The organism is Hymenobacter sediminis (assembly GCF_003231285.1).
GTDB lineage: Bacteria > Bacteroidota > Bacteroidia > Cytophagales > Hymenobacteraceae > Hymenobacter > Hymenobacter sediminis.
This window is the reverse complement of sequence record NZ_QKNS01000007.1, coordinates 253,231-278,173: the sequence shown is the minus strand read 5'-3', so window position 1 is coordinate 278,173 and position 24,943 is coordinate 253,231. Positions and strand designations below refer to the sequence as shown.

The following is a 24,943-nucleotide window of genomic DNA, read 5'->3' as shown; positions in this document are numbered from 1 at the left end:
CAATTACTTATCTCACAACTTTACCTTTACTCGCAACGCCAATAGGCCTTTTACGCCTTGTAGTTCTTCCAGCTCCAAGTATTCTACTTCAGGCTCTAGCAGGTCGCGGTCCTGGAGGTAGTCGATGTATTCTTCATACTCGTCGGCGTCGCGCTGTTGGGAGTACACCAGCGCGATTTTGCCGGGCTGGGTAAGCCGCTCGCCGGTACCCTGCACGGTGGCCTTATCAATACGCTTCTTGATGATTTCGTAGCGGATATTGTAGGCGCCGTCCACGTCAAACTGGCGCTCATCCTGCCGGAAGCGGATGCTCAGGGGCTGGCTGTGAATAAGAATTAGCTGGGTGGTTTCCAGCGGCATGGGCAGGGTTGGGCGCAGGGCGGCCGTGCGGCGGGTAATTTCTACCATCACCAGAAGCTGCCACAGGCGCAGATTTTTCAGGAAAACCAGGTCAAACGGCTTGTTTTCCACCAAAGAAGCCCCCACGTAGATGTTGTGCTCTACGCCATCGGTTTTGAAGCGCTGGAAGTAGTGCGGAAACATTGCCTGTGCCTTGGCATCCTCCTCATCGAGGTAATTGCTGACGGCATCATTAAGCAGCGTAGTAGTTTCCTCAAAAGCCTTGCGGCGCTTGTACAGAATCCCTAGCTCCGGGTCGATGTTAGCCCAATACTGGCGAATAATAGGTCGCAGATCAGGCGTATTCTGGCTCAGGTACTCAAATAAAGGCTCTACTTCCGTGCGTAGCGACTCAAAAATGCTGACTTCATCACCAGACAGAATTCCCTCACGCAGACGGCGAAGGTTTTTGTTGACGTAGAACTTTAGCTCGTCCAGGATGGGTAGCTGCTGGAACTCAGCGGCCTTCTTGAGCACCTTCCCGGCTAGAGTCAGGTGCTCAATCAAGTCGCCCTGAATAGCCTCGTTGCGGGCTGTGCTGCTACCCCTGATGTCGCTGGAGCCATGCAATGGGTACACGTCGTGGAACACGATGTCCTCCATTTCGGCGCTTTTGTTGCCGTCTTCCAGCTTTTGCAGCAGATTTTGGGCGGCATCGGTAAAGCGCCATTCCATGGTGGGATGAATGGCCGTGAATTTCTCTTTGATGATGGCCTGCACGCGCGTCTGGATATCCTCGGCGTTGCGCTTTACCGCCACCGCGAACAAAGGCACAAACTGATTTACATTTTCCAGGCTGAACTCACTCAGGTCGCCTACGTTGGGCGAACCCAACTCCAACAGGCCCACGATATCGTCGCCGTAGGGTAGCAGGGCCAGAATGGCTGAGCGGATGCCGAGGCTAAGAATCTGCTGGCGCAGATCCTCAGGAATATTGGCCTGCTCCACGTCTTCTAGCACCAACGGTTGGCGGTCGGCCCAGAGTTGGCTATAAATTTGGCGGAAGCCGGATCCGGCGTCGGGGCTGTGCACCTGCTTGGTCAGGAAGCTGTGGTTGATTTTGCGGCCGAAATCCACGAAAGCGCGCTTCTTCTCATCGTAAGCCGCAATGCCTAGCTGCAAAAACGGCCGCCCGAACAGCACCCGCAGCTTTTCCTGGATCTGCTCCAAGCGGTCGGAGGCCTGCAGCACGTCGCGCTCCAGCAAATCGTACTTCAGCTCCGAGAGGATTTCTTGCTCCGTGACATCTACCAAGTGCAGAATGTTGAAGCCTACCAGCTCGAAGTGGTGAGGCGGGAGCATCTGCTGCCACAAATCGGCGCGGTGTGGGTTGCGGGCTAGGTGGTCGAGCTGCTCTGGGGTTAATTCTGGCTTGTCGCCGTGCACCCTGATTTCCACGAACGTAGAGTTGAACTCTACCCCATAGTGGCGGTAAAGACCAATGCTGTAGTCAGGAACGGTGAAGATAATAGTGCCCTGCAGGGGAAGGTGTACCCCGTACACTTTCTCCAGAATCAGCTGGTAGGCCATGCGGGTGGTGTACACTTCCAGCGTCCGCATATCAATGTTCAGCGGCTGCTTAATGGACTTGGAAGGGTTCAGCAGCACCTCCGCAAAGCGTGGGGTGTGGTAGAAGCTGTGGCGCTGAAACGGGGCAATGGCGCCGGCAATGTCGGTATCAAAGGAAGCCGGCGGAAATACCGCCAACATCAGGGTTTCAACTAGGTCGCAGTTGCATTCCAGCAGCTTCAGATCCTGAATGATACCCCGCGACCAGTCAGCACTGGCTACCTGTTCACTGACCGCCTTGGCCAGCATAGCCACGCCCACATTCTGAGAGCTCTCACCCTTTTGCCAATAGGCAATCAGGGGTTCCAAGCTAAGCGTAGTCTGGAAGGGAAATGTAGGCGTAACTGCCGTGGTGGGTTCTTTCAGCATAAACCAGAAGCGCGCTACCTCAGCTAGCGTACAAAGGCAAAATAAAGGGGTAGCGCAATAGCCTATACGGTAGGAGCAGGACCAACGGACGTGTACCGGCACCGGAATCGAAAGGTACTGGTATCAGTAGCCGAGCCCTAAGCTACTGTTGGGCTAAAACCGTTCAATTGTAATAGTCTTAAGCTCGTTGTTGCCGCTGGTATCCGTCAGGTCGAACTGCTGCGAAATGCCCTTTTGGTCAATGACGGTTACTGTCTTGTTCGAGTTCTGGTAGCAGGTGCAGCAACCATCGCCCTGGTAACGGGTTTCAAGTTCAATATTATCTATTTTATAGGTGTAGGTAGGCTTAGCACGACGAGTTTTAGCCAAGTACAGAGTATAGCGGTAAGCATCCAGTTTAAGGCTGGTCACAGAAGAAAACGGAGTGGTATTGTTGATAATAATGGGCCGGGTAAATACCAAGGAAGGGTCTCGGGCTACTGCTACGGTATCGGCTAGGGGGCGCTGTTTAGGGTCGCGCGGAGTCCGAATCAGGTACACAGTGTCGATGTAGGAGGGATAAAACCCCCGGAGTGTATCCTTGAAATTGGCTTTGCTGAATTGCAGACCGATGGCATCAGCGTAGGTATCGTTGCACTCGCAAGCTTTGGAGCCGCAGCAGGCCGCTACCAGCACAGTGGTGGTCAGAACAAGAATCCAGGTAAGAAAGGAGCGCAGCATAGGCCGTAAAGATAACACGCCGCTCAGCAGCTCCCGCCGCCAAGCTGAAAAGAGAAAGCTCCCGCCGCAACTGAATACAACAAAGCCGGCCCGCTTCCGCAGACCGGCTTGTGTAACGCTGGCTTTATCCAATTATTGAAGGCTAGTACGTAACTGCTTATTCCTTCACGAAGCGCTTGGTTTCCGCGCCCGAACGGGTGGTGATTTTGAAGTAGTAGGTCCCTACTGGTAGATCGGCCACGTTCACCGACAGCGTGTGGGAGCCCTTCTCCACCTTGGGTTCCTGAGCTACGGTGCGCAGCGTGTTGCCGCGCCCATCGAGCAGTTCTACCGTTACGGGGCCGGCTTTCTTCACCTCATACTCCAACTGGTTGGTACTCACGGAGGGGTTGGGGTACACGCCTACACTGCCGCGCTCGGTGGGGGTAGGCGTTTGGGTGGGCGCATTGGGGTTGAGCAGCAGAAAGGAGGTAGGCTGGAAGTAGCGCCGCATGCCACCGGCATGGCGCTGGTGCTTGCCCTTACCGGCTTTGGCTTGCTGCTCAGGGGTAGCGGTGCGGGCCAGGATGGCTTTGGTATCAGCCTGCCATTTTTCCTTCTGAGGCTGCACTTCCTGGGCCAGCTTGGCAATGTCGCCTTCGTACTTCTGGGCTAGCTGGCTTACATTCTGCAGAATAGCTTTGGTTTCGGTGCGTAGCTGCTGGAGTTGTTGCTTCTGGGCGTCGGTTAGCTCGGGGCGGGTGCCGGCGGGCGTTCCGGCCGGGCGGAAGCTCTGGCGAAGCGCCTTGGCTTTCTGACGGGTTTCCTTGAGTTGGGCACGGTAGAGGGTGAGCTGAGCTTTGTCTGAAGTAGTTAGCTGGGCTTCCAGCTTCTGGCGCTGCTGGCGCACTACGGGCAGCACATTCTGCTGGTAGTACTCGCGGAGTTCCTTGCGGGCAGGGGCACTCTGACGGGCCTGAGTGTTCTGAGCTTGCACGGCCGAGCCTCCCAGCAGTAGGGACAGAGCCAGCGCGAGGGTAATAGCTTTCATGAAGACGTAAACGCTAGTGGGAAGAGATGTTGTATCCGGATTCATTGGCATAGATGCAGAGGCGGGGGTAGGGTTTAATCCGTCCGTAAAAAAGAAAAACCGCTTCGGGAGCTACCCAAAGCGGCTTTCTGTAGAAACACCTGTGATTCCGAGCGGAATGATGGCTTACCGGAACGTGTCGTTCGTGTTAATCACCTTTACCTCCGTCACGTTGAGCTTGTAGTTGGCTACTTCGGCGTCTTCGGCTACTACCTCCTTGGGCAAGCCGGCCTTCACCACGTTGGCGTAGCTCATAGGCGAGGGCGTGTTGTTCTTGAGCACGTCGGCTAGGGGCTGGGCCTCGCTGTCGTCCGTCACGATGGTCACGAACATATTCTGCACCTGCCAGTGCTTACGCATGGCGCGGTTCACGTCATCTACGGTGAATTTAGCGAGTTGGGCATCCACATCCTGCAGCCAGTTCTTGCGGCCGTAGAAGCGCGAATCGAGCAGGAAGCCCAGTTGCTTGGCGGGGGTAGTGCCGTAGAGCTTCACGTAGGAACGCAGGAAGGTGCGGGTCCGCTCGAAGTCTTCCTTGCTCAGGCCATTCTTCACCACGTTGTCCATTTCGCGCACGGCTAGGCGCAGGGCGAAGGGGGCGTGGCCTACTTTCAGGTCGCCCAGTTCGGTGGGGTATTGCTTACGTAGGCCTTCGGCAATCTGCACAGGGCGCAGCCAGAGGCTGGCGTAGTTGGCGTGGCGCGGTACACCCGGAACCGGTAGCATGTTAGAGCCACCCGCCTCGTACCACTCGATGTAGCTGTAGTCGCCGTAGTTCATCGAGCGGGTCGTGCGGATTTTGTCGTAGAGCTTGCCGTAGCTTTTGCGGTGCTCACCCAGCCAGGAATTTGCCACCATCAGGGCCGCAAAATCATCCTCGGCGCGAGTGGTTTTGATCGGGAAGCCCGCGTACACGGCCGAGCCGAGCGCATCGGGCTTGCTGATGATTTCAACGTGGATGCCGTTGGGCATGGCTGCCACCGGAATGGGCGTTTTTACCGAGCTTTTGGGCAGTTTTTTCAGGTCGGCTTCCAGTTGCTTGGCAAACGACGCGGGGTAGTTTCCGGCCAGCCCAATGGTCAGGTTATCGGTGCCGAAAGCGGTAGCGTAATACTGCTTTACATCGGCCAGGGTGATGCTCTTGACGCCAGCGGCCGTACCGCGCGTCATGTGCTGGTAGCGGGAGCCGCGGAACAGTTGGTCCTCCAGGGCAAACTTGCTGTAGTCTTCATCCGACGAGGCCCGAATAACCTGCTCCACGTAGTTGAGCTGGTTGCTTTTCAGGCGGTCGAAGTCTTCCTGGGTGAAGCTGGGCGTGAGCATGAGCCCGCGCAGCACTGGGTAAAACTTGTCGATGAAGTCCTTGTGAAACTCGAAGGTGAAAGTCGTGACTTCCTTGTCGGTGGTGGCGTAGTAGCGCGCCGCCATGGGGTAAAGCAAGTCTTTGAGCTGAGCCGACGTCAGGTCTTTGGTGCCGCCTTCCGTCACAAGCTGGCTGGTAAGGTAGGTGAGACCTTCTTTGCCCACGGGGTCGGAGGCCGAGCCGTTGCGGAACTGCAGCTTCACCACCACCTTGGCGGCGTTGGGCTGGCGCAGTTCTACTACCTCGGCAGCGCGGGCCGTAGTAGTAGCTACCGGACCGAGCAGCGCCGCGGCCAGCAGAAAGCGGGAGAATGTATAACGCATGAGAAGAGATTCAGGGAGGAAAAGGGAAAGAGCTTATTGCACGCCACCGGTAGCCTTCGGACCAATGGTGCCTACCGTGAGGCCTTCGGGCACGAAATACTTCTGAGCCGCCGCCTGAATGTCCTGGGGCGTTACTTGGTCGTAGAGGGCGTAGAAGCGGTTCAGGGAGTTCACGTCGCCGGTCAGCCAGATAAACTGCGACAGGGCGTTGGCAATCTGGTCCGGCGCGTCGAGGCCCATCAGGAAGCCATACTTCAGCGCCGATTTGGTGTCGGCGAGGCGCTTGGCATCCACAGGCTTGGTTTTCATTTCATTCAGCGCCTTGGTAATCTGCTCTTTCACGTAGGGCATGTCCTCGGCCTTCACCACCGAGGCCCGGATGGTGAGCAGGTACGGGTCGCGGGTGTAGTTGGGCGAGCCGCCCACGAAGCGCACTTTCTGCTCCTTTACCACCAGCTGCTGATACAGGGGCGAGTTTTCGGCGAAGAGCAAGGTAGTCAGCACATCCAGGGCCGGTAGGTCCTTCTGCTGGTCGGAGAAGGCCGGGGCGCGGTAGCTTAGGCTCACCAGGGGCGGGAAGCTGGGGTTCTGGATGTGCACGTAGCGCGTGGCCGTCTGGGCGGGCTCGGGCTTGATGTCGGGCTTGTAGGTGCCGCGCTTCCAGTTGGCGAAATACTTGTCGGCCAGCTTGTTTACCTCGTCGGCCTTCACGTCGCCTACCACCAGCAGAGTCGTGTACTCGGGGCGGTAAAACCGGTCGAAGAAGGTCAGGGAGTAATCATACTGGTTAGGCATGTCCACCACGTCTTTAAAGAAGCCCATGGTGGTGTGCTCGTAGGTGTGCTGATCGAAGGCCGCATCGGCTACCTTTTCGTTCAGCTGGGTGTAGAGTGAGGCCGAGTTCTTGGTGTACTCGCCCTTTACGGCCCCGGCTTCCGCCTTAAAGTCGTGCTCGGGGTACTTCAGGTTCTGGAACCGGTCGGCTTCTACCTCAAACATTTTCTCCAGCATGCGGGCGTTGCCGGTCATGTGGTACACGGTGCGGTCGAGGGAAGTGTTAGCGTTAGCCGCTGCCCCGATGCTTTGCAGCACGTCGTTGTACTGGTCTTTGGAGTACTTCTCGGTGCCCCGGAACATCACGTGCTCGAAGAAGTGCGCGAAGCCCGTGTGGCCCGGCTCCACTTCGTCGCGGGAGCCAGCGCGCACCACCAGGAAAAACGAGGCCAGCCCTGGTGAGTCAAAGGGCACGGTCACCACGTTCAATCCATTGGGGAGTTGCTTCTGCTGGATAGGGTAGGGGAAAGCGGCATTGGCGGCCGCCGTGGGGGTAGCGGCGGCTTTAGGAGCGGCTTTCTGCTTTTGGGCCTGGGCTGCCGGGGCGGCGGTCAGCAGGGCCGTACCCAGCAGAAGCGCCTGTACTGCGTGTTTCATCAGAAATGGAAAAGAGTGAGCTATAGACTGCGGCATAGAAACCACGGCCCGTGCCAAAGTAACCAAATCTGCCGCCACGGTTGCGCCAAGCTTGCTTTAAGCAACTACCTAAAAAGGGCTTCCCCGCTCAACGGGCCTTGGTAAGCCAGCTAAGCGGGGAAGCCCGAAAAATTAAAAGAAGCAGCTCTAGTTAACGGCGCTGGAGTCGGCGGAATGAGCCGATTGACCAATGATTTCCTCTAGCGGCCCCGAAGTAGCTAACTGCTGGCGTAGGGTATCGGCATCAGCATCTAGCTGGGGCCGGATTTGGTCGAGGGCCAGGCGCAGGGCCTGCACATCGGAGAGGCGGGCGGCTTTGGTTTGGCTGTAGCCATGGTACATGGCCACGCGCACTTTGCTGCGGCCTATGCCGGAGTACGAGCCAATCACCTCACCCTTGGCGTTGATGATCTGAACCTCAGCTTTTACGTTGGTGCGGTACCACTCCAGGGGCATGCCTAGCAGGCTGGGGGTCATAAGCGTCAGCATCTGGAAAGCCTGCAGGGCGCGGCCGGTACGCTGCACCTGGGCTTGGGTTACCAGCAGCTTAGCGTAACCATACTTTGCCGTATCGGGTTGAGCTTCGGCCAAATGGAAAGACAACTCCTGCCGGAACAACTTGCTGGCGTCGTCGGGGTGGGCACCTTCCGTCATGTTCAGCGGGCCGGCTTCCACTACGGCCTCCAGTTGGGGTAGGCGGCCAAGGGCTACGGAGTTGTTCGAACGAACTGCCCGGAACACGGCCTTCTCGGTTGACTTACAGCTACCCAGCCCTAAGCCCAGCAGCACTACCAATAAATGAGGGTAAAAACGAGGCATATGCATCATAGTCAAAGTGCTACCGCTCCAGCGGAACTTCAAAATTACACCACTGCAACGCCAAAAAACCACGATTTGACTTATGATATGCAATTAAAATATATGATTTTTTCAGTATTATAAACTGTGATTTGAGCAGAGTATAAATTAATAGTAGGTAAATGCAAAACGCCCTGCTCCGGTATATCTGGAGCAAGGCGTTTTTAGGATGAGTCACAGCGCGAAAGGTGGCCTGACTTTAAGCGCAACAGTAGGGCGGGCCTTAGTGCGCGTGCTGAGTCAGACTGCTGTCGGCTTCGGCTAAATCCAGTACGGGGTCGGGGGCTACGTAATTATCCACGAACTCGCCCTCCCAGCGAGCTACTACAGCCGTAGCCAAGCAGTTGCCCATTACATTCACGGCGGTGCGGGCCATATCCATCAGAGCATCAATACCCAGGATGATAAATACAGGCCAGGCTGGCAGGTTAAACGATGCCACTGTAGCCAGCAAAATCACCAAGGAAGCGCGCGGCACGCCGGCTACCCCCTTCGAGGTCAGCATCAGCGTGAACACCATCACCAACTGCTGCCCAAACGACAATTCCACACCCGCTGCCTGCGCCACAAACACGGCCGCCAAGGAGAGGTAGAGCGTAGTGCCATCGAGGTTGAAGGAGTAGCCAGTGGGCATTACGAAAGCCACAATGCGGCGCGGTACACCAATGCTTTCCATGGCTTCCATGGCCCGGGGTAGGGCTGCCTCTGAGGAGGTAGTAGCAAAGGCAATGCTTACGGGCTCGGTAATAGCCTGCACGAAGCGCTTGAGCGGGATGCGGGCAATCAAGGCAATGGGTATCAACACCAGCACAATGAAAGCGGCCAAGGCGCCGTAGAGCGTGAGCAGCAGCTTAAATGCGTTCAGCAGCGGCGCAAAGCCCATTTTGCCTACCGTATATGCCAGGGCACCGCCTACCCCAAACGGAGCAAAGAACATCACCACGTTGGTGAACTTAAACATCACTTCCGATAGGCTTTCCGTTACTTGCAACAGGGGCTGACGGTGCTTCTGGTGTACCATGGCTAGGCCGATGGCGAAGATGATGGCAAACACCACTACCTGCAGCACTTGCCCTTCGGCCACCGATTTGGCAATGTTTTCGGGGAAGATGTGCAGAATGATGTCGGCGGTAGTTTGCTTAACGGTTTCCAGCTTCTCCGTATCGGCGGCAATGCCGCTGCGGTCCACGCCTTCGCCGGCCCGGGTCAGGTTAATAGCTCCCAGCCCAATGAACAGGGCAAACGTGGTAACTACTTCAAAGTAAATCAGGGCTTTCAGGCCCATTTTTCCTACCTGCTTTAGGTCAGCGTGGCCAGCAATGCCTACTACTAAGGTCGCGAATACGAGCGGTGCAATAATGGTTTTCACCAGCCGCAGGAACACGTCGCTGAGCACTTTCAGCTCCACAGCCTGCTTAGGGAAATCGTGGCCGATTTCAGCGCCGACCAGCATACTTACCACAATCCAGAAGGTAATGGAGCGGCGCTGCACAGCCAGCGCAATGGCCGATATAATAGCTAACCAGCGGGCAACTATGGCAATAGCCGGGTCGAGCGTAAGCCAGCCCTGGGCCGTAGCGGCCGTTAGCACGGCGGCTACCAAAAACAAAACAAGAACAAGGGGGGCGAGTCGCGAAAACTTCATGCGCGGCAATTCGGGGAAAAGACTGTAGCGGGAATGCAGCAAAGATAGGCTTCTCTCGGCAGTAGTGCAGTCAGCTGATTAGGAGCCCGGAAATAGCAGCCTACCCTACTTCTTTGCCCTAAAGATTACTCTGGCGCCGGCTGCTGCTGGGCATCGGTTATCTTTCGCCAGAATCCACCCCTCAGGAGTTCAATTCATGCCGATCTGGACGCTTACGCCCCTGGTACTACCCCTGCGCTACACCTGGAAAATCTCGCGCAACGCCTCTACCACCAAAACTAACCTGCTGGTGCGCTTGCGCCACGGAGCGCACGAGGGCCTAGGCGAGGCCGCGCCCAACGTGCGCTACGGCGAAACCCCCGAGAGCCTGCAAGCGGAGTTTGAGCAACTGCAGCAAGCCGGCCTGAACCAGTGCGCTACCCTGCCCGAGCTAGAGGAACTCCTGACTGCTCACCCACCGGCACACGCCCTGCGCTTTGCCCTGGAGTCGGCGCTGGTGCATCTAGAGGCGAGGCGTGTAGGGCAAGTGGTAGCAGAGTGGCTGGGCGTGCCTACGCCAGCGGCGGCCGTGCCCACGGCCTTTACCCTACCCATCATGGAGCCCGGAGCCGTGGCCGAGTTTGCGCGGCGGCAACAGCTTGGCCGCTTTCCTCTGCTGAAGATTAAGGTGAACCGTGAGGGAGCCATGGAACTGCTGCGTGAGGTAACGCGCTTGTTTCCGGGGCGGGCACTACTGATAGATGGCAACGAGGCCTGGCCCGACGCCGACAGCCTGCGCCAAAGCTGGGAACATATTCAGCAACTACCAGGGCTGAACGTGCGCCTGCTGGAGCAGCCCTTGCCCGCTACCTGTGCCGACGATTATCGGTCCATCAAAGGCCAACTTGGCTGCCCCGTATTCGCCGACGAATCGGTGACTGATCGGGCCGATTTTGCCGATATAGCCCAGCAATTTGAAGGAGTAAATATGAAGCTGATGAAAGCCGGCGGCTACCTTAACGGATTACACATTCTTCGTGAAACCCGCGCCCACGGGCTACAAACTATGCTAGGCTGCATGGTAGAAACCACCTTGGGCATCAGCTCGGCCCTGCACGTAAGCGCCCTGGCCGACGTGTGCGACCTAGACGGCTTCCTCATCGTGCAGGACGAGCCATTTGGGCTAGTGCGGGAAGAAAACGGGCATTTGTCATTGCAGTAAGTCTGTCCGCTAAGCACCAGTAACGCCGCCATCCTGCCGTTTGCCCGCAGCTTCCTACCCCCCAGATATCAACACAAAGCCCCCAAGTGCACAAACACCGGGGGCTCGGAAACATGAGCGACGCGTGTGGCCGCGTTACTTCAGCTTGGCGTCAATGGCCTCGATCTGCTTATCCAGAGCGGCCGTGTCGGCGGGGCGCTGGGAGCTGCCGCTCAGCACACTGATTTTCTGATTTAGCAGCTGAATCTTCTCAGCCATGAGGCTGATTTTAGTATTCATTTCGGAAAGGCGGTTTTCCATGGCGGCGGGAGTAGCCGGGGCCGGGCGCGGGTCCACGTAATTTTCAAACTTGGCCGTGGCGGGCACCGAGTTGTCGCCCCGGGCTTGGGCGGCACTGGCGGGAGTAGCAAATACAATGTCGCCGTTGGGGCGCACATAGTCACCTTCTTTCAGGGTGGTGATTTTGCCGCCTGGCAGCTCTACAATGCCGCTTTTATAATTGATTTTGGTGCCGTTAGAAAGTAGCACGTTTTTGGTAAGGGGAGTGGGGCGCTTGCCTTGCACAAGCACTACCTCACCATTTTGCAGCAAAAACCGGTCGGAAGGATTGGTGGCCACCGGCCCTGCTACGTTGGTTGAGCTATTGGTTTGGGCTGAAGCAACTGAAGCGGTAAGTAAGCTGAAGGCTAAAGCCGAAAGAAGCGCGAGGTTTTTCATCGGGAACAAGGGTAGGGAGAAATACCCGCCTGTGTACGCAATTCAGCCTTCCGCGTTCAGCCAAGCTGAACACAGAGAGCTAAACCTAGGTTATGTAGCAAGCCACTACTTTTGAGGAAAATGAGGTGAGATGTTGCAACATTAAATGTAGGTACATATATTTGCATCATCATTTGGCTTTCCTGTACCGCTTATGAAGATAGAGGACGAAATCAAGCAGTCCGCTTTCAAGGATGACTACCAGAAAGCGTACATCAATTTAGTATTTACAGCAGGCTGGCTGCAACTGCGCCAGAGTGCTATGTTTAAGGAGTACGGCCTTACTCTGCCTCAATTTAATATTCTGCGCATTCTGCGGGGGCAGCACCCTAAGCCTGCCACTGTAAATATGCTCATAGAGCGGATGCTCGATAAGACCAGCAATGCTTCGCGTATTGTAGATAAGCTGGAAATCAAAGAGTTAGTTACGCGCAAAGTGTGCCCCAGCAACCGCCGGGCTGTAGATATTCGCATTACTGATTCGGGCCTGGAACTGCTTCAGCGCATCGATGCGGTAATGGCTGTGCAAGGCACCGGTCTGCAGAACCTGACGGCCGAGGAAGCCGCTCAACTCAGCGACCTGCTCGATAAAATCCGCGACTGACGGTTTTCAGCTTCTTCCAATTGTCCCTTTTTCCTTTTTGTATAGCATCATGAAAAAAATGATTTTGCCGGCTCTGCTGGCTGCTTCCCTGCTGGCTGTTCCGGCTTTCGCGCAAAAGCCTGCCGTTAAGAAAACCAACGCTGGCACCGAGAAGGCTACTGCAACTTCCTACGCCCTGCAGCCCCAGCTGAGCACCCTGGGCTGGGTAGGCAAAAAAGTAACCGGCCAGCACAACGGCAACATTCAGTTCAAGGATGGCGACGTGCAAGTGCGCGGCAACCAAATTGTAGGCGGTACCTTCACCGTAGACATGAACTCGCTGAAAGTGGAGGACATCAAGGAGAAAGAGTACAGCGACAAGCTGGTAGGTCACTTCCGTTCGGATGACTTCTTCAGCATCGACAAGTACCCGACCTCGACGTTCAAAATCACCAGCCTGACCCCCCTGAAAGGCGACGCCAACGGCAACAACGCCACCGTAACCGGCGACCTGACCATTAAGGGCATCACCAAGCCGATTTCCTTCCCTGCCAAAGTGGGCGTGAAGAACGGTGTGGCTTCGGCCAGCGGCACTGCTACCATCGACCGCACCAAGTACGACATCAAGTACGGCTCGAAGTCGTTCTTTGAAAGCATCGGTGACAAAGCCATCATGGATGACTTCACGATGAGCTTCAACGTTATTGCCAAGAAGTAATTCTTCGGGTAATTCCTACCATTCCGAAAAGCACAAGACCCCGCCGGCAGCTGCCGGCGGGGTCTTGTGCTTTTCGGAATGGTTACTGAGGTAAATAGTTCTACTACTTACTGTCCTCCATTGCTGGTTGGGGTAGTAGCCGGGCTAGGAGCCGGTGATGCTGATGCAGTGCCACGTAGGGTAAGCTTTAGCGGAGCCACGTTCGTTTCACGAATTGGCAAAATGCCGTAAACTGTTTCACCTGGTCGTAAAACCTTATTGGTAAGGTCATATTTAACGAACTCGTTGCGCATGTTTTTATTGGCCGCACTAGCACCTAACATATTGCCACCGGCAATAAAGGGCCCGGTGGGTAAAAAGGCGCGGTTATCTTTCACTATCTGGCCATTCATGGTAGTTACGCTTCCTACCTGGAAATTCAGTAGCAAATAGAGCAGATAAATTGCTACGCCCTGCTTCATGTCGTTAGCTGCCTGCACGCCCGGAACCGGCATAATGGGCCGGTCGCCAAAAGTGAGTTCAAGGTCGCGCGAGAAGTTGAGGTCAGCGTTAGTGTTGTTCTTAACCTGTACGGCTACCACTTGATAGCCCCGCTGCCGCTCTTTTTTGATGTATTTCTTATTCGGCCCAGTGCTCAATAAGGCACTATAGCGGTAGCTAAACTCTACCGGGGCACCAGCAGGGGTAGCATTCTGGTAAGAAGTAATGCGTTCTGGTCGGATGGCGTGGTAGCTACCTGCACAATTGGTTAGAGAAGCCGCTGCCGTGAGAGCAGCTACAAAAAGGGTAAAATGTTTCCGCATAGGGATAGATTGAAGAAAAGATAGATTCCAACAATGCCATTTGAGAGCATTCGTGCATAAAGCTAGGTCAACAGTAAATGCTTTGTAGATAGAAGCTAAAAGATTAATGTATTATCTGGTTTAAACACAGGTCGTGTCTAAAACTATGATTTTCCAAGCGTTAAATGCTTTGGTGTTAGGTTAGTCCGGCAGCTCCAATTCGCGAGGCAGCTCAAACTTCAGGCTGCGGCTTTTGGCGCGGGCGTGCAACTGTTGCAGAAAGTCATCTAGTTCGGGCTTGTATTCCAGCCAGAGGTCCTCGTGCAGGTTTTGCAGAATCAGTTGGGCCGTGCGCGCCGCCAGCCGAGCCGTGCTGGTGTAGAAGCCCGCATATACGCTCTCGAACTGCCCGGTATAATTCTCGAAAATATGGCGCAGGGTGTACAGGTTGAGGTCTACTTCCAGGCGCTTGTCCTTCGTGATGCGGCGGGCGCGGGCTACCTCTTTGGTGGCTTTCTGCAGGGCTTTGGTAAGGCTGCGGTTAAGCAAGCGCCCGGTAGCGCCCACCGCGAATAGCTCATGAATCTGGTCAGAAGCCTGTTCAAAGACGGTTTCGGTGGTTACATCGGGTAGCAGCTCGAAGCTGAGCGTGTCATACAGTTCGGCGTCGCGACGGGCCGCTCGCAGCAGCAAAGCTTCCTTTTCCTTGTCCGACAGACGTTTGAGGGCGCGTTTGAATTCAGCAGACGGAACAGGCATTGAGAAAATCAGCAGTTTGGGAAAGGAAAAAAGAGTAGCTGTAAAAACGGCAGCGCTCCGAATTGGATAAGCGTTTCGATATATTTTGCTATATTGCTAATGAAATTAGTAGATAATTTTTTTAGCAATACGCGCATGGCCTTACTTGCTATTCAGGATGAAACTGCCGCTGGCAGCATCCTCAATCGGTTGGAGTTGCTGGTTCAACAGGAAACGCTGACGGTACGCGAGCTAATCACTTTACGGGTGCAAGAAGAGGTAGCGGCCTACAACCAGAAACAGAGCGGCGAATTTAACGGGCTGGTGCAGCCCACAGAATCGGAGCGGGTGCTGAATGGCTACCGCGTGCGACCAGCCAAACTCATCGACGCGGAGCAACAGGTGTACCACGCCCTGGAAGCCTTCCAGCAGAACGGCTATTTCGTGCTAGTGAATGACCGGCAGGTAGAAAGCCTCGATGAGGAAATATGGCTTGGAGAGGGCGCTACGGCCAGCTTTATCAAGCTTACACCGTTGGTAGGAGGGTAGGAAATTCGAAGACGAGCCCGTATTTGTTCACTCACCACTTTTACAGCTGCGTGCGACTTTCTGACCACCTGGCTGCCTTGTCTGTATGTCTGCTACCAAGAAAAAAACCGAAGACTCGCCTGTCTTTGACGACTCAAGCCCCGAAGCGGTAGAAATGAAGCCCATTCTGCAGGAGCTCACGCCGGAACTGCTGAATCGGAAGTACTACGATAAAGTTACTGACCTCCCGACTTACCAACTAGTAAAAGCCCAAGACGCTGCCTACCAGGGTCGGTTGGCGCTGGCCCTGGCAATGGCCATACAGCGCTGCACTCGGCAGCAGGATTTCAGCCTTAAGTATGCCTTCTCTGACTTGCTGGGGGCCCTCATGCGCGGTACGCTGCAACTCACGGATGCCGATTACCTGCGGCTGTTTCAACTGTACGGGCTAAATCTAGCAGATGACCAGACTTACCTGGGAGTATGGCCCTACCCCTTGCACCTGACGATGACGCAGCTGGCCCGTCGGGCCAAAAAAGAGGCGGTAGGCTCGGAGTTGGAAGCCTATCTGAAAACCCTGCTAAGCCTGCTGCCCGGCAACACGTCTGATTCCGTGAAGCTGCGGCATAAAATTCAGGAAGTTCTGGGCGCTGGCGCCGATGAAGGCTCGTTACCCTTGGTGCAATTCAGTGCGGAAGACCCCTTCGGCCGGCAACTGAATGAGTTTATTGTCAGTCAGGATCCGGCAACTCCCGCCACGCAGGCGTGGCTGCACCTGCTGGAAAGCTGGCAGAAAGCCTCCGGCGCGCAACCCACGGTCAAATACCGCAAGGAACTGGATAAGTCGGTGGCGGCCATTGGAGAAGAGCAGGTGCGCCCACGCTTGCTGCAGTGGCTGGAACTGCTGGCTACCATGCCCATCGTCGAGCAAAGCCAGACCGTGCAGTATGGCAACCACCCGCCGCACACTTACACTACCTACCTCTATTTGCAAGAAGCCAACGTGGCCGTAGCCAAAGCACACGTCTGGACGGCTCAGCCCTTGGCCAATGACGCTATGATTGCCGTGCTGGCAACGCTGGCCGGCAAGTGCTACCGCAAAATTCCGGAGCGCGGACCCGTGGCGGTGGCCCTGGGCAACGCGTGTCTGCTGGCCCTGGCCCACAACGGCCTGACGGGGGTAGCGGCGCTGGCGCGGGTACGGTCGAAAATCCGGCAAAGCAATATTCAGACGCTTATTGCCAAACACATTGAAACGGCCTCCCAGAAGCTAGGGGTGAGCCCGGCCGAAATTGAGGACATGGCCGTGTCGGACTTTGGGTTGGAAGCCGGACGTCGCGAGGAGGAGTTTGGGGAGTACAAGGCCGTTCTGACCCTAGCGGGAGGCAAGGCAGAAATAGCGTGGAGCAAAGCCGGTAAAGCTCTGAAAAGTGCCCCTTCAGCCCTGAAAGCAACCTATGCGGAGGAACTGAAGGAGTTGAAGAACAGCCAAACCCAGGCCCAGCAAACCTACACTACCCAGCGCGAGCGGCTCGACCGGAGCTTCGTAGAAGGGCGCCGCATTCCGTACGCGTGGTTTCGGCAGTATTACCTAGAGCATGGCCTGATGAGCCAGCTAGCCCAGCCGTTAATCTGGCGTTTTCATCAGCCTGATGGTACTTTTCATGATGCCCTGTGGCTAGATGGAGCTTGGACTGACGCCCAGCAGCAGCCAGTACCAGCACCTACCCCCGAGACCTTGGTGCAACTCTGGCACCCTGTGCTGGCCTCTACCGAAAGCGTGCTGGCCTGGCGCCAATTGCTGGAACAACTGCAGGTGCAGCAGCCCCTCAAGCAAGCTTTCCGCGAAGTGTACCTACTGACGCCGCCCGAGGAGCGTACCAACACCTACTCCAACCGCATGGCGGCCCACGTGCTCAAGCAGCACCAGTTCAACTCCTTGGCCAAGCTGCGCGGCTGGCGCTACAGCCTCATGGGGGCCTATGACAAGGGCTACGAATCGGATTCGGCTACTCTGGAACTGCCTGCGCACGGCCTGCAGGCCCAGTTTTGGGTAAGCGAGGTAAACGCCGATAACGCCTGGAATGACACCGGTATCTGGAACTACATCAGCACCGACCAGGTGCGGTTTGCCACACCCCACGGCGTTGTGCCGCTGCCCGAGGTGCCGCCGCTGGTTTTCTCGGAGGTAATGCGGGATGTGGACCTGTTTGTGGGGGTAGGCTCAGTGGGCAATGACCCGCTGTGGCGCGACAACGGCGGCTTGCCGGCGTACCGCAACTACTGGGAAAGCTACAGCTTTGGCGAGCTGAATGAGGTAGCCAAAAACCGCAAGCTCGCGCTGGAGCGGCTGGTGCCCCGCATGAAAATTGGCAAAGTCAGCCAGATTCAGGACCGTTTCCTGGTGGTGCGCGGCAAGCTCCGGACTTACAAAATCCACTTGGGCAGCGGCAATATTCTCATGGAGCCCAACGACCAGTACCTGTGCATTGTGCCCGACCGGCCCAGCAAAGCTGGCCCCGCCACCGACGTGTTCCTGCCCTTCGAGGGTGACGCCGTGCTGTCCATTATTTTGAGCAAAGCCCTGCTCCTGATGGATGATGACAAGATAACGGACCCCACCATAACCCGCCAGATTAAGCTGTAGCTCCGCCGCTGCTGGGCTCCTCCGAAAACGCCTACCCTCACGGGAACAGTCAAACCCTTGGCGGCTCCCATAGGGGTATGCGTTTCTGGAAATATCGTTCTAGGGGGCTTTTCGGATGAATGCGCAGGCTCGCAAATAGCCAAGGGCGCTGGTTGCAGAAAGCCAGCAGGATTCAGGAAGTAAAATATTCTGGCGAGAGCTATATTCTTTGTCGAATCTGGGAAACGATTCAGGCATTCAGCCGGTTATACTACACCTGCCGGGACAATAGAATCCGGCATTTTGCTCGTTTCTCCGTATTTTTGTGCCATGAACAGCAAACCGCAAATCGAGTACGACGAGGACGTTCTGCTCCTGGAAGAAACCATTGACGTGCGCGACCTGGTCGTGTACAACGATGATATCAACACCTTCGACCACGTCATCAAAACCCTGATGGACGTGTGTGGGCACCAGCCTGAGCAAGCCGAGCAATGCACGCTGCTAATTCATTACAAAGGGCAGTGTACCGTAAAGCACGGCGCCTACGACGAGCTGGCCAGCATGTGCACCGCCATCCACGACCGGGGCATCTCGGCCGACGTAGTGTAGACTCCGGCACCCGAAAAAATCTGTCATCCTGCGCTTGCCAAGGACCTATCAGGCCGGAATCGTTGTTCAGATACGGGCCGCCTGACTACCGGACGCAAGCCCTGGATGACAGTTCTTTTTACCTCTTTCTGACCTGAATGGAATTTCCTTCCAAACTAATAGAAAACGCCGTTGGCGAGTTGTCGAAGCTGCCGGGGGTAGGCAAGAAAACCGCGCTGCGGTTGGCCTTGCACCTGCTGAAAGCCGAAGCCGATACCACCGCTACCCTGGCGGAGGCTCTGGCTAAGATGCGCTTCGAGATTCGCTACTGCGACACCTGCCACAACATTTCTGATACGCCGGAGTGCAGCATCTGCGCCAACCAGCTCCGCGACCAGAGCACGGTGTGCGTGGTGTCCGACATTCGCGACGTAATTGCTATTGAAAACACGGCCCAGTATCAGGGTATGTACCACGTGCTGGGCGGCGTGATTTCGCCCATCGAAGGCATTGGCCCTTCTGACCTTACCATTGACTCCCTAGTGGACCGCGTGACCAAGGAAGGCTCGGAAATCCGGGAGGTTATCTTGGCCATCAGCCCTACTATGGAAGGCGACACCACGGCCTTCTACCTCTCGCGCAAGCTTCGCGACCTGCCCGAACTGCATGTCAGCACCATTGCCCGCGGCATCCCGATGGGTGGGGAACTGGAGTACGCCGACGAAATTACCCTGGGCCGCTCCATTGTGGAGCGTCAGCGCCAGGCACGTTAAGTAGCACTTCATCAGCTAGAAAAGCCCTGCCGGATGTGGTAGGGCTTTTTTATTATGGCCTACCCAAGGCCAATTCGGTGAAAGCACTAGCCTGAAAAGGTCACGGAAAGATAACAAGCACAGTGGGTTCAAGAACAGGGCGAGTCTGCTTACCTTTCGTAACCTTTCCCGCTCCCGTCCTGTGCCACCTACTGTTGCGCTTACCGTCGTTATTGTCAACTATAACGTCTGCTATTTTCTAGAGCAGGCACTGCTTTCAGTGCGGCGGGCAGTAGAGAAGCTAAACCGGCCGGTGGAGGTGTTCGTGGTAGACAATAACTCTGTGGACGGCTCCGTAAACATGGTGCGGACCCGCTTCCCGGAGGTTATTCTCATCGAAAACAAGGACAACCCCGGTTTCTCGAAAGCCAACAACCAGGCCCTACGGCTTGCCCAAGGCCAGTACGTGCTTCTGCTCAACCCCGACACGGTAGTAGAAGAAGATACTTTCCGGCTGTGCTGCGAGTTTATGGATCAGCACCCTCAGGCCGGCGGGCTGGGCGTGAAAATGCTGGATGGGCAAGGTGTATTTCTGCCGGAAAGCAAGCGCGGATTGCCTACCCCCTGGGTGGCCTTCTACAAGATATTTGGGCTGGCAAAGCTTTTTCCGAAGTCGCGTCGGTTTGGGCGCTACCACTTAGGCTACCTAAGCCCCGCCCAGACGCATGAAATACAAGTGCTCAGCGGGGCCTTCATGCTCATGCGCAAAGCTGCCCTGGACCAGGTAGGGCTGCTGGATGAAGACTACTTTATGTACGGCGAGGACATAGACCTCTCGTATCGGCTGCTACAAGGGGGCTGGAAAAACTACTATTACCCCGGCACCCGCATCATTCACTACAAAGGCGAAAGCACCAAGCGTACAAGCGTGAACTACGTGTTCGTGTTTTACCGGGCTATGGTGATTTTTGCCCGTAAGCACTTCGCGCCGGGGCGGGCAGGTACTTTCAGTTTTCTGATTAATCTGGCCATCTGGCTGCGAGCCGGAGCCGCTGTGGCGCAGCGCCTGGTAGTACAGGCAGCTCCCTTTCTGCTCGATGCAGGGCTGCTCTACGGGGGCATGTATTTCCTGAAAAATTACTGGGAGCAAAACCACCGCTACGTGCGCCTGCCGTACCCCGAGAAGTACATGGCCGTGGCGGTGCCGGTGTACGTGGCCGTATGGCTGCTCTCGGCTTACTTCAGCGGCGCCTACGATACACCCACCCGCATGCGGCGCATTGTCCGCGGTATCTTCGTGGGTACGGTCCTGATTTCTGCCGTTAGTAACTTCTTGGATGCCTGGCGCTTTTCAAAGGCTCTTATTGTGCTGGGTGGGGTGTGGGCCGTAGCCGCTCTGACCCTGCGGCGGGCTACCCACAACTTTATCCGCTACCGCACCTTCAGCCTTACCTATCAGCACCAGAAAAACGTGGGTATTGTAGGCTCTGCGGAGGAAAGCCAACGGGTGCGTTACCTCTTGGAGCATGCCGCCGTGCCTGCCCGCGTGATTGGCTACATTGAACCGGGCAGTGAGTCAGGCAAGAACATTACACCAGCTGATGACCTGCTGGGTGAGGTGCGTCAGCTCGACGACATCATCCGCATTTATAACCTGAACGAGCTGATTTTCTGCGGCCGCGACTTGCCCGCTAGCCAGATTATTGGGCTGATGGTGGCATTGTACCGTCAGCCGCCGGTAGCCTACAAAATCCTGCCCCAGGGCAGCGAGTACATTATTGGCAGCTCCGGGAAAGATTTGCCCGGCGACTACTACACCCTGGATATCAGCCTGAACCTGTTTCGGCCGGCCCCGGCCCGTACCAAGCGCCTGCTCGATATTCTGATGAGTTTGCTGCTGCTACTGGTCTCGCCACTGGCTATCTGGTGGCAGAAGTATAAGGCCGGCTTTCTGCGTAACTGCCTGCGGGTGCTGGCCGGCTCCCGCACCTGGGTGGGGCTGCGCTACGCTACTGCCCCGCGCCGAATGGCCCGGGCCGTGCTTTCCGCCTCTGATGCCACCCGGCCTACCGCAGGCCCGCTCTCCGACGCTACTCGCCGCCGCCTGGAGTTGCTTTACGCCAAAGACTACGAGCCCTCCACCGACGTAGGGCTGGTGCTACGCTGTTTCCGCTGGCTAGGCCAAGAGGCTTAGCCGAACTTTAGGGGGTAGGCGAGGTGCTACTTCGCCGCGCACTCCGTACATTCCGCGTACCTTTGTGGCCTTCCCTAACCACCCCGTTCGCTATGTCCGACGCTACCGCTCTCGCTCCCGTTGTTCTCTCCGACCGCATCAATGCCATGCAGGAGTCGCAGACCATTGCCATGGCCAAAAAGGCCCGTGAGCTGGCCGCCCAGGGCGTTGATGTGATTAGCCTGAGCTTCGGTGAGCCGGACTTCCAGACTCCGCAGTACATCAAGGATGCCGCTAAAAAGGCCCTTGATGATGGCTTTACTTTCTACACTCCGGTGCCTGGCTACCCTGATCTGCGCCAAGCCATCTGCGACAAGTTCAAGCGCGACAACAACCTCGATTACAAGCCCGAGAACATTGTGGTGAGCACCGGGGCCAAGCAGTCGTTGGCCAACGCGGTGTTGAGCCTAGTAAACCCCGGCGACGAGGTGATTGTGTTTTCGCCGTATTGGGTGAGCTACGAAGAAATGGTGAAACTGGCCGAAGGCACTACCGTGCAGCTCATCGGCTCCCTGGAAAACGATTTTAAGGTGACGGCTCAGGAGCTGGAAGCGGCCATTACGCCCCGCACCAAGCTCATCATGTACTCTTCGCCCTGCAACCCTACGGGAGCGGTGTTCTCGCGGGAGGAGTTGGGCGCCATTGCGGAGGTAGTATCCCGCAACCCTCAGGTGTACGTGCTGGCCGATGAGATTTACGAGTACATCAACTTTGTGGGCGAGCATGTGAGCATTGCCCAGTTCGAGGAAATTAAGGACCGCGTTATCACGGTAAACGGCTTCTCAAAGGGGTACGCCATGACGGGCTGGCGCGTGGGCTACCTGGCTGCCAGCAAGGAAATTGCCTGCGCCTGCGAGAAGATGCAGAGCCAGATTACCTCCGGCACCTGTGCCATGACCCAGCGGGCCGCCCTGGCCGCCCTGCAAGGGGGGCGCTCCTCCGCCGATGAAATGGTGGAAGCCTACCGCCGCCGCCGCGACATGGTGCTGGAGCTAGTGAAAGACATTCCGGGCTTCCGGACGCCTACCCCCAGCGGCGCCTTCTACATCTTCCCTGATGTAACAGGGTATTTCGGCAAAACCACACCAACTGGTGAGGTAATTAACTCGGCTATGGACCTGGCCTTGTACATGCTCAATGACGGGCACGTAGCCGCCGTAGATGGAGCCGCCTTCGGGGCCCCTAACTGCATCCGGTTCAGCACCGCCGCCGCTGATGAAAAGCTACGGGAAGCTTTTATCCGCATCAAAAACAGCTTGGCAAAGCTGGTATAAAGCCTGACGTAGCTAACGTACGATCATAAACAGAGCGTCGTGCTGCCCTTTGCGGAAGCACGACGCTCTGTTTTACTACCCCCTCTAGCAGCCGGGAAGTGCGTTAAGCCTACTTGTTTCAAGCAGGCGGTTTACCTTTGCGGCCTCTTACTCCCTGAATCTGCCGTAATGCCTGCTGCCGCTTTGCCCGCTTCCCTGCCCGAGTTGTTTGCTGCCTTCAACAACCTCACCGTCCTGATTGTGGGCGACGTGATGATGGATGCCTACGTGTGGGGCAAGGCAACGCGCCTCTCGCCCGAAGCACCGGTGCCGGTCGTGAATGTAAGCCGCACTGAGCAGCGGTTAGGCGGGGCCGCCAATGTGGCCCTGAATGTGCAAGCCCTAGGTGCTACCCCATTGCTGTGTGCCGTAGTAGGAGAGGACCAGGGCGGCGACCAACTGTTGGAACTGCTGCATACCACGGGCCTTTCGGCCGAAGGCATCGTGCGCTCCGCCTACCGTCCTACCACCGTCAAGCAGCGCATTCTGGCCCACGGTCAGCAGCTTCTGCGCATCGACTCCGAGGTAGAAACCGACCTCAATGTCCAGGAAAATGCGGACCTGACGGCGCGCTTCGAGCAGTTGCTGGACCGGGCCGACGTGGTTATTTTCGAGGACTACGACAAAGGTGTTCTCACTGAAGCTAGCATTCAGCACTTTATTGCTCTGGCGCGGCAGCGCAACATCCCTACGGTAGTCGACCCCAAGAAAAAGAACTTCCTGGCCTATCAGTACTGTACGCTGTTTAAGCCCAACCTAAAAGAACTGCGCGAAGGCCTCAAACTGGAATTCGGCGACACCGATGCGGAACGCCCTGCCTTCGAAAATGCCGTGGCCCGCCTGCGCGAACTGCTCACGCCCGAAATTGTGCTGGTGACGCTATCTGAGCGCGGTGTATTCGTAGAAAACGGAACGCTCACGCGCACCTACATTCCGGCCCACCTGCGCACCATTTCGGATGTTTCCGGGGCCGGCGACACAGTGATTAGCATTGCGGCGCTGTGCGTAGCCCTGGGCTTGCCCGCGCCAGTAACCGCCGCGCTGGCCAACCTGGGCGGTGGCTTGGTTTGTGAGCAGGTAGGGGTAGTGCCCATTGAGAAGCAGCAGCTCCTGGCCGAAGCGGAAGGGGTAGGGCTGGCGCTGTAGCAAGCACAACATAGTGCAAAGAAGAAGCCCTGTCATTCCAAGAAAATCAAGGGATGGCAGGGCTTCTTCTTTGCACTATGCGCCTAGCGGCGGCTATGCTCTTTTACGGTCTCGATGAATACCTTCACGTTGTCCGGGTTTGTATCGGGGTACACGCCGTGGCCCAGGTTGGCAATGTGACGGTGCTTACCGAACTGCTCCAGCATCTGGACGGTGGCGGCGCGTACTTGTTCTGGAGTACCGTACAGAGCACAAGGGTCGAGGTTACCCTGCAGGGTTTTATCACCTACCAGTGGGCGTACCGCGCGCGGGTCTTGGTTCCAGTCGAGGCCGATAGTGCGGCAGGGCAGCTGGGCGAAGTCTTCCACGGCCCAGAAAGCACCTTTGGCAAAAACGGTTACCGGCACCTCAGGAATAGCCTGGCAGATTTCGGCAATGTAGCGCGTGCTGAACTCCTGGTAGTGTGCGGGCGGCAGAATACCGGCCCAGGAGTCAAACACCTGAATGATGTTGGCTCCGGCTTGCACCTGGGCGCGGAGGTAAGCAATGGTAGTCGCCGTGATTTTGCGCAGCAGCTCATGGGCCAGCTCCGGCTCGGCGTAGAGCATGCGGCGGGCCTTGCTGAAGGTTTTCGAGCCGTGACCTTCCACCATGTAGGCCAGAATCGTCCAGGGCGCGCCGGCAAACCCGATAAGCGGCACCCGGCCATTGAGGGCGCGCTTGGTTACCCGAATGGCTTCCAGCACGTAGCCCAAGTGCTCCTCGGGGTCGGCGATGCGCATGCGGGCGACATCCTGCGCGGTTTTAATGGTTTCGGGAAAGAGGGGGCCGCGGGCTTCTACCATTTCATAGGTCAGGCCCATAGCTTCGGGAACCACCAGAATATCGGAGAAGATGATGGCAGCGTCCACGTCCAGCGCATCAACGGGCTGAATGGTGACTTCAGCGGCCAGCTCGGGGGTTTCTACAAGTTCCTTGAAGCCACTGAGGCGGGCGCGCAGGGCGCGGTATTCGGGCAGGATGCGGCCGGCCTGGCGCATGAGCCACACGGGCGTGCGCTCGGTTTCTTCGCCACGGGCGGCACGGAGGAGGAGGTCGTTCTTCAGCATAACTACCGCAAAGATAGGTTTAGGTAGCGAGCAATGAAGAAGGTTGCAGTAAGTATGCAATACGCTCCGCCGGCTAGGGCAA

General features: G+C 56.6%; 21 protein-coding genes. 10 read left to right on the top strand and 11 right to left on the bottom strand.

The window, feature by feature from the left end; all coding sequences use genetic code 11:
• Positions 1 to 12: 12 nt before the first annotated feature.
• The 7 genes from DNI29_RS18755 to DNI29_RS18725 form a co-directional block, all read right to left on the bottom strand.
• On the bottom strand, positions 13 to 2,337 hold the full coding sequence (locus DNI29_RS18755; RefSeq protein WP_110979661.1) for a GAF domain-containing protein: 2,325 nt from the start codon (positions 2,335 to 2,337) through the stop codon (positions 13 to 15).
• A gap of 153 nt (positions 2,338 to 2,490) precedes the next feature.
• Positions 2,491 to 3,057, bottom strand: coding sequence for a hypothetical protein (locus tag DNI29_RS18750; RefSeq protein ID WP_110979660.1), 567 nt, complete (start codon positions 3,055 to 3,057; stop codon positions 2,491 to 2,493).
• Positions 3,058 to 3,214: 157 nt separating this feature from the next.
• Positions 3,215 to 4,087 carry a T9SS type A sorting domain-containing protein gene (locus DNI29_RS18745; RefSeq protein WP_162303656.1) on the bottom strand — a complete coding sequence of 291 codons (873 nt, stop codon included), beginning with the start codon at positions 4,085 to 4,087 and terminating at the stop codon, positions 3,215 to 3,217.
• A 165-nt stretch (positions 4,088 to 4,252) separates the two neighbouring features.
• Complete coding sequence (locus DNI29_RS18740; RefSeq protein ID WP_110979658.1) at positions 4,253 to 5,812, bottom strand: M16 family metallopeptidase; 1,560 nt, start codon at positions 5,810 to 5,812, stop codon at positions 4,253 to 4,255.
• A 33-nt stretch (positions 5,813 to 5,845) separates the two neighbouring features.
• Positions 5,846 to 7,243, bottom strand: a complete 1,398-nt coding sequence (locus tag DNI29_RS18735; RefSeq protein ID WP_162303655.1) for a M16 family metallopeptidase — start codon at positions 7,241 to 7,243, stop codon at positions 5,846 to 5,848.
• Positions 7,244 to 7,429: 186 nt separating this feature from the next.
• Positions 7,430 to 8,101: a hypothetical protein gene (locus tag DNI29_RS18730; RefSeq protein ID WP_123823319.1), complete on the bottom strand. Its 672-nt coding sequence runs from the start codon at positions 8,099 to 8,101 to the stop codon at positions 7,430 to 7,432.
• Between the two features lie 262 nt (positions 8,102 to 8,363).
• Positions 8,364 to 9,785, bottom strand: coding sequence for a dicarboxylate/amino acid:cation symporter (locus tag DNI29_RS18725; protein WP_110979655.1), 1,422 nt, complete (start codon positions 9,783 to 9,785; stop codon positions 8,364 to 8,366).
• Positions 9,786 to 9,981: 196 nt separating this feature from the next.
• On the opposite strand from DNI29_RS18725, the gene DNI29_RS18720 reads away from it, so the two are divergent.
• On the top strand, positions 9,982 to 10,986 hold the full coding sequence (locus tag DNI29_RS18720) for a dipeptide epimerase (RefSeq protein ID WP_110979654.1): 1,005 nt from the start codon (positions 9,982 to 9,984) through the stop codon (positions 10,984 to 10,986).
• Positions 10,987 to 11,121: 135 nt separating this feature from the next.
• Here the strand turns inward: DNI29_RS18720 and DNI29_RS18715 are convergent, their stop codons facing one another.
• A complete protein-coding gene (locus DNI29_RS18715; RefSeq protein WP_110979653.1) occupies positions 11,122 to 11,703 on the bottom strand; it encodes a DUF6799 domain-containing protein in 582 nt (193 codons plus the stop codon).
• Positions 11,704 to 11,896: 193 nt separating this feature from the next.
• On the opposite strand from DNI29_RS18715, the gene DNI29_RS18710 reads away from it, so the two are divergent.
• Together DNI29_RS18710 and DNI29_RS18705 are read left to right on the top strand one after the other, a co-directional pair.
• On the top strand, positions 11,897 to 12,346 hold the full coding sequence (locus DNI29_RS18710) for a MarR family winged helix-turn-helix transcriptional regulator (RefSeq protein ID WP_110979652.1): 450 nt from the start codon (positions 11,897 to 11,899) through the stop codon (positions 12,344 to 12,346).
• 49 nt (positions 12,347 to 12,395) lie between these two features.
• Positions 12,396 to 13,043, top strand: a complete 648-nt coding sequence (locus DNI29_RS18705; RefSeq protein ID WP_110979651.1) for a YceI family protein — start codon at positions 12,396 to 12,398, stop codon at positions 13,041 to 13,043.
• 107 nt (positions 13,044 to 13,150) lie between these two features.
• Here the strand turns inward: DNI29_RS18705 and DNI29_RS18700 are convergent, their stop codons facing one another.
• Together DNI29_RS18700 and DNI29_RS18695 are read right to left on the bottom strand one after the other, a co-directional pair.
• A complete protein-coding gene (locus DNI29_RS18700) occupies positions 13,151 to 13,846 on the bottom strand; it encodes a hypothetical protein (protein ID WP_110979650.1) in 696 nt (231 codons plus the stop codon).
• Between the two features lie 180 nt (positions 13,847 to 14,026).
• Complete coding sequence (locus tag DNI29_RS18695) at positions 14,027 to 14,584, bottom strand: hypothetical protein (RefSeq protein WP_110979649.1); 558 nt, start codon at positions 14,582 to 14,584, stop codon at positions 14,027 to 14,029.
• A 135-nt stretch (positions 14,585 to 14,719) separates the two neighbouring features.
• Here DNI29_RS18695 and DNI29_RS18690 point away from each other — a divergent pair, with 135 nt between their 5' ends.
• The 7 genes from DNI29_RS18690 (at position 14,720) to DNI29_RS18660 (ending at position 23,752) form a co-directional block, all read left to right on the top strand.
• Positions 14,720 to 15,112 carry a hypothetical protein gene (locus tag DNI29_RS18690; RefSeq protein ID WP_110979769.1) on the top strand — a complete coding sequence of 131 codons (393 nt, stop codon included), beginning with the start codon at positions 14,720 to 14,722 and terminating at the stop codon, positions 15,110 to 15,112.
• Between the two features lie 85 nt (positions 15,113 to 15,197).
• Complete coding sequence (locus tag DNI29_RS18685) at positions 15,198 to 17,738, top strand: DUF4132 domain-containing protein (protein ID WP_110979648.1); 2,541 nt, start codon at positions 15,198 to 15,200, stop codon at positions 17,736 to 17,738.
• A gap of 309 nt (positions 17,739 to 18,047) precedes the next feature.
• The gene (locus DNI29_RS18680; RefSeq protein ID WP_110979647.1) at positions 18,048 to 18,329 is read left to right on the top strand and encodes an ATP-dependent Clp protease adaptor ClpS; all 282 of its coding nucleotides are present in this window, start codon (positions 18,048 to 18,050) and stop codon (positions 18,327 to 18,329) included.
• Between the two features lie 137 nt (positions 18,330 to 18,466).
• Entirely contained in the window at positions 18,467 to 19,081 is a 615-nt protein-coding gene (gene recR / locus DNI29_RS18675) for a recombination mediator RecR (RefSeq protein ID WP_110979646.1), read from the top strand.
• Between the two features lie 181 nt (positions 19,082 to 19,262).
• Positions 19,263 to 21,254: a glycosyltransferase family 2 protein gene (locus tag DNI29_RS18670; RefSeq protein ID WP_110979645.1), complete on the top strand. Its 1,992-nt coding sequence runs from the start codon at positions 19,263 to 19,265 to the stop codon at positions 21,252 to 21,254.
• Between the two features lie 92 nt (positions 21,255 to 21,346).
• Positions 21,347 to 22,567, top strand: a complete 1,221-nt coding sequence (locus DNI29_RS18665; RefSeq protein WP_110979644.1) for a pyridoxal phosphate-dependent aminotransferase — start codon at positions 21,347 to 21,349, stop codon at positions 22,565 to 22,567.
• Between the two features lie 168 nt (positions 22,568 to 22,735).
• Entirely contained in the window at positions 22,736 to 23,752 is a 1,017-nt protein-coding gene (locus DNI29_RS18660; protein WP_110979643.1) for a bifunctional heptose 7-phosphate kinase/heptose 1-phosphate adenyltransferase, read from the top strand.
• An 83-nt stretch (positions 23,753 to 23,835) separates the two neighbouring features.
• Here DNI29_RS18660 and hemE read toward each other — a convergent pair whose 3' ends face one another.
• The gene (gene hemE, locus DNI29_RS18655) at positions 23,836 to 24,861 is read right to left on the bottom strand and encodes a uroporphyrinogen decarboxylase (protein WP_110979642.1); all 1,026 of its coding nucleotides are present in this window, start codon (positions 24,859 to 24,861) and stop codon (positions 23,836 to 23,838) included.
• Positions 24,862 to 24,943: the final 82 nt, after the last annotated feature.

What these genes read in the sequence shown, in the direction of transcription:
- DNI29_RS18755 (WP_110979661.1), bottom strand. Translation starts at nt 2,337, where the DNA reads ATGCTGAAAGAACCCACCACGGCAGTTACGCCTACATTTCCCTTCCAG.
- DNI29_RS18750 (WP_110979660.1), bottom strand. Translation starts at nt 3,057, where the DNA reads ATGCTGCGCTCCTTTCTTACCTGGATTCTTGTTCTGACCACCACTGTG.
- DNI29_RS18745 (WP_162303656.1), bottom strand. Translation starts at nt 4,087, where the DNA reads ATGAAAGCTATTACCCTCGCGCTGGCTCTGTCCCTACTGCTGGGAGGC.
- DNI29_RS18740 (WP_110979658.1), bottom strand. Translation starts at nt 5,812, where the DNA reads ATGCGTTATACATTCTCCCGCTTTCTGCTGGCCGCGGCGCTGCTCGGT.
- DNI29_RS18735 (WP_162303655.1), bottom strand. Translation starts at nt 7,243, where the DNA reads ATGAAACACGCAGTACAGGCGCTTCTGCTGGGTACGGCCCTGCTGACC.
- DNI29_RS18730 (WP_123823319.1), bottom strand. Translation starts at nt 8,101, where the DNA reads ATGCCTCGTTTTTACCCTCATTTATTGGTAGTGCTGCTGGGCTTAGGG.
- DNI29_RS18725 (WP_110979655.1), bottom strand. Translation starts at nt 9,785, where the DNA reads ATGAAGTTTTCGCGACTCGCCCCCCTTGTTCTTGTTTTGTTTTTGGTA.
- DNI29_RS18720 (WP_110979654.1), top strand. Translation starts at nt 9,982, where the DNA reads ATGCCGATCTGGACGCTTACGCCCCTGGTACTACCCCTGCGCTACACC.
- DNI29_RS18715 (WP_110979653.1), bottom strand. Translation starts at nt 11,703, where the DNA reads ATGAAAAACCTCGCGCTTCTTTCGGCTTTAGCCTTCAGCTTACTTACC.
- DNI29_RS18710 (WP_110979652.1), top strand. Translation starts at nt 11,897, where the DNA reads ATGAAGATAGAGGACGAAATCAAGCAGTCCGCTTTCAAGGATGACTAC.
- DNI29_RS18705 (WP_110979651.1), top strand. Translation starts at nt 12,396, where the DNA reads ATGAAAAAAATGATTTTGCCGGCTCTGCTGGCTGCTTCCCTGCTGGCT.
- DNI29_RS18700 (WP_110979650.1), bottom strand. Translation starts at nt 13,846, where the DNA reads ATGCGGAAACATTTTACCCTTTTTGTAGCTGCTCTCACGGCAGCGGCT.
- DNI29_RS18695 (WP_110979649.1), bottom strand. Translation starts at nt 14,584, where the DNA reads ATGCCTGTTCCGTCTGCTGAATTCAAACGCGCCCTCAAACGTCTGTCG.
- DNI29_RS18690 (WP_110979769.1), top strand. Translation starts at nt 14,720, where the DNA reads ATGGCCTTACTTGCTATTCAGGATGAAACTGCCGCTGGCAGCATCCTC.
- DNI29_RS18685 (WP_110979648.1), top strand. Translation starts at nt 15,198, where the DNA reads ATGTCTGCTACCAAGAAAAAAACCGAAGACTCGCCTGTCTTTGACGAC.
- DNI29_RS18680 (WP_110979647.1), top strand. Translation starts at nt 18,048, where the DNA reads ATGAACAGCAAACCGCAAATCGAGTACGACGAGGACGTTCTGCTCCTG.
- recR (WP_110979646.1), top strand. Translation starts at nt 18,467, where the DNA reads ATGGAATTTCCTTCCAAACTAATAGAAAACGCCGTTGGCGAGTTGTCG.
- DNI29_RS18665 (WP_110979644.1), top strand. Translation starts at nt 21,347, where the DNA reads ATGTCCGACGCTACCGCTCTCGCTCCCGTTGTTCTCTCCGACCGCATC.
- DNI29_RS18660 (WP_110979643.1), top strand. Translation starts at nt 22,736, where the DNA reads ATGCCTGCTGCCGCTTTGCCCGCTTCCCTGCCCGAGTTGTTTGCTGCC.
- hemE (WP_110979642.1), bottom strand. Translation starts at nt 24,861, where the DNA reads ATGCTGAAGAACGACCTCCTCCTCCGTGCCGCCCGTGGCGAAGAAACC.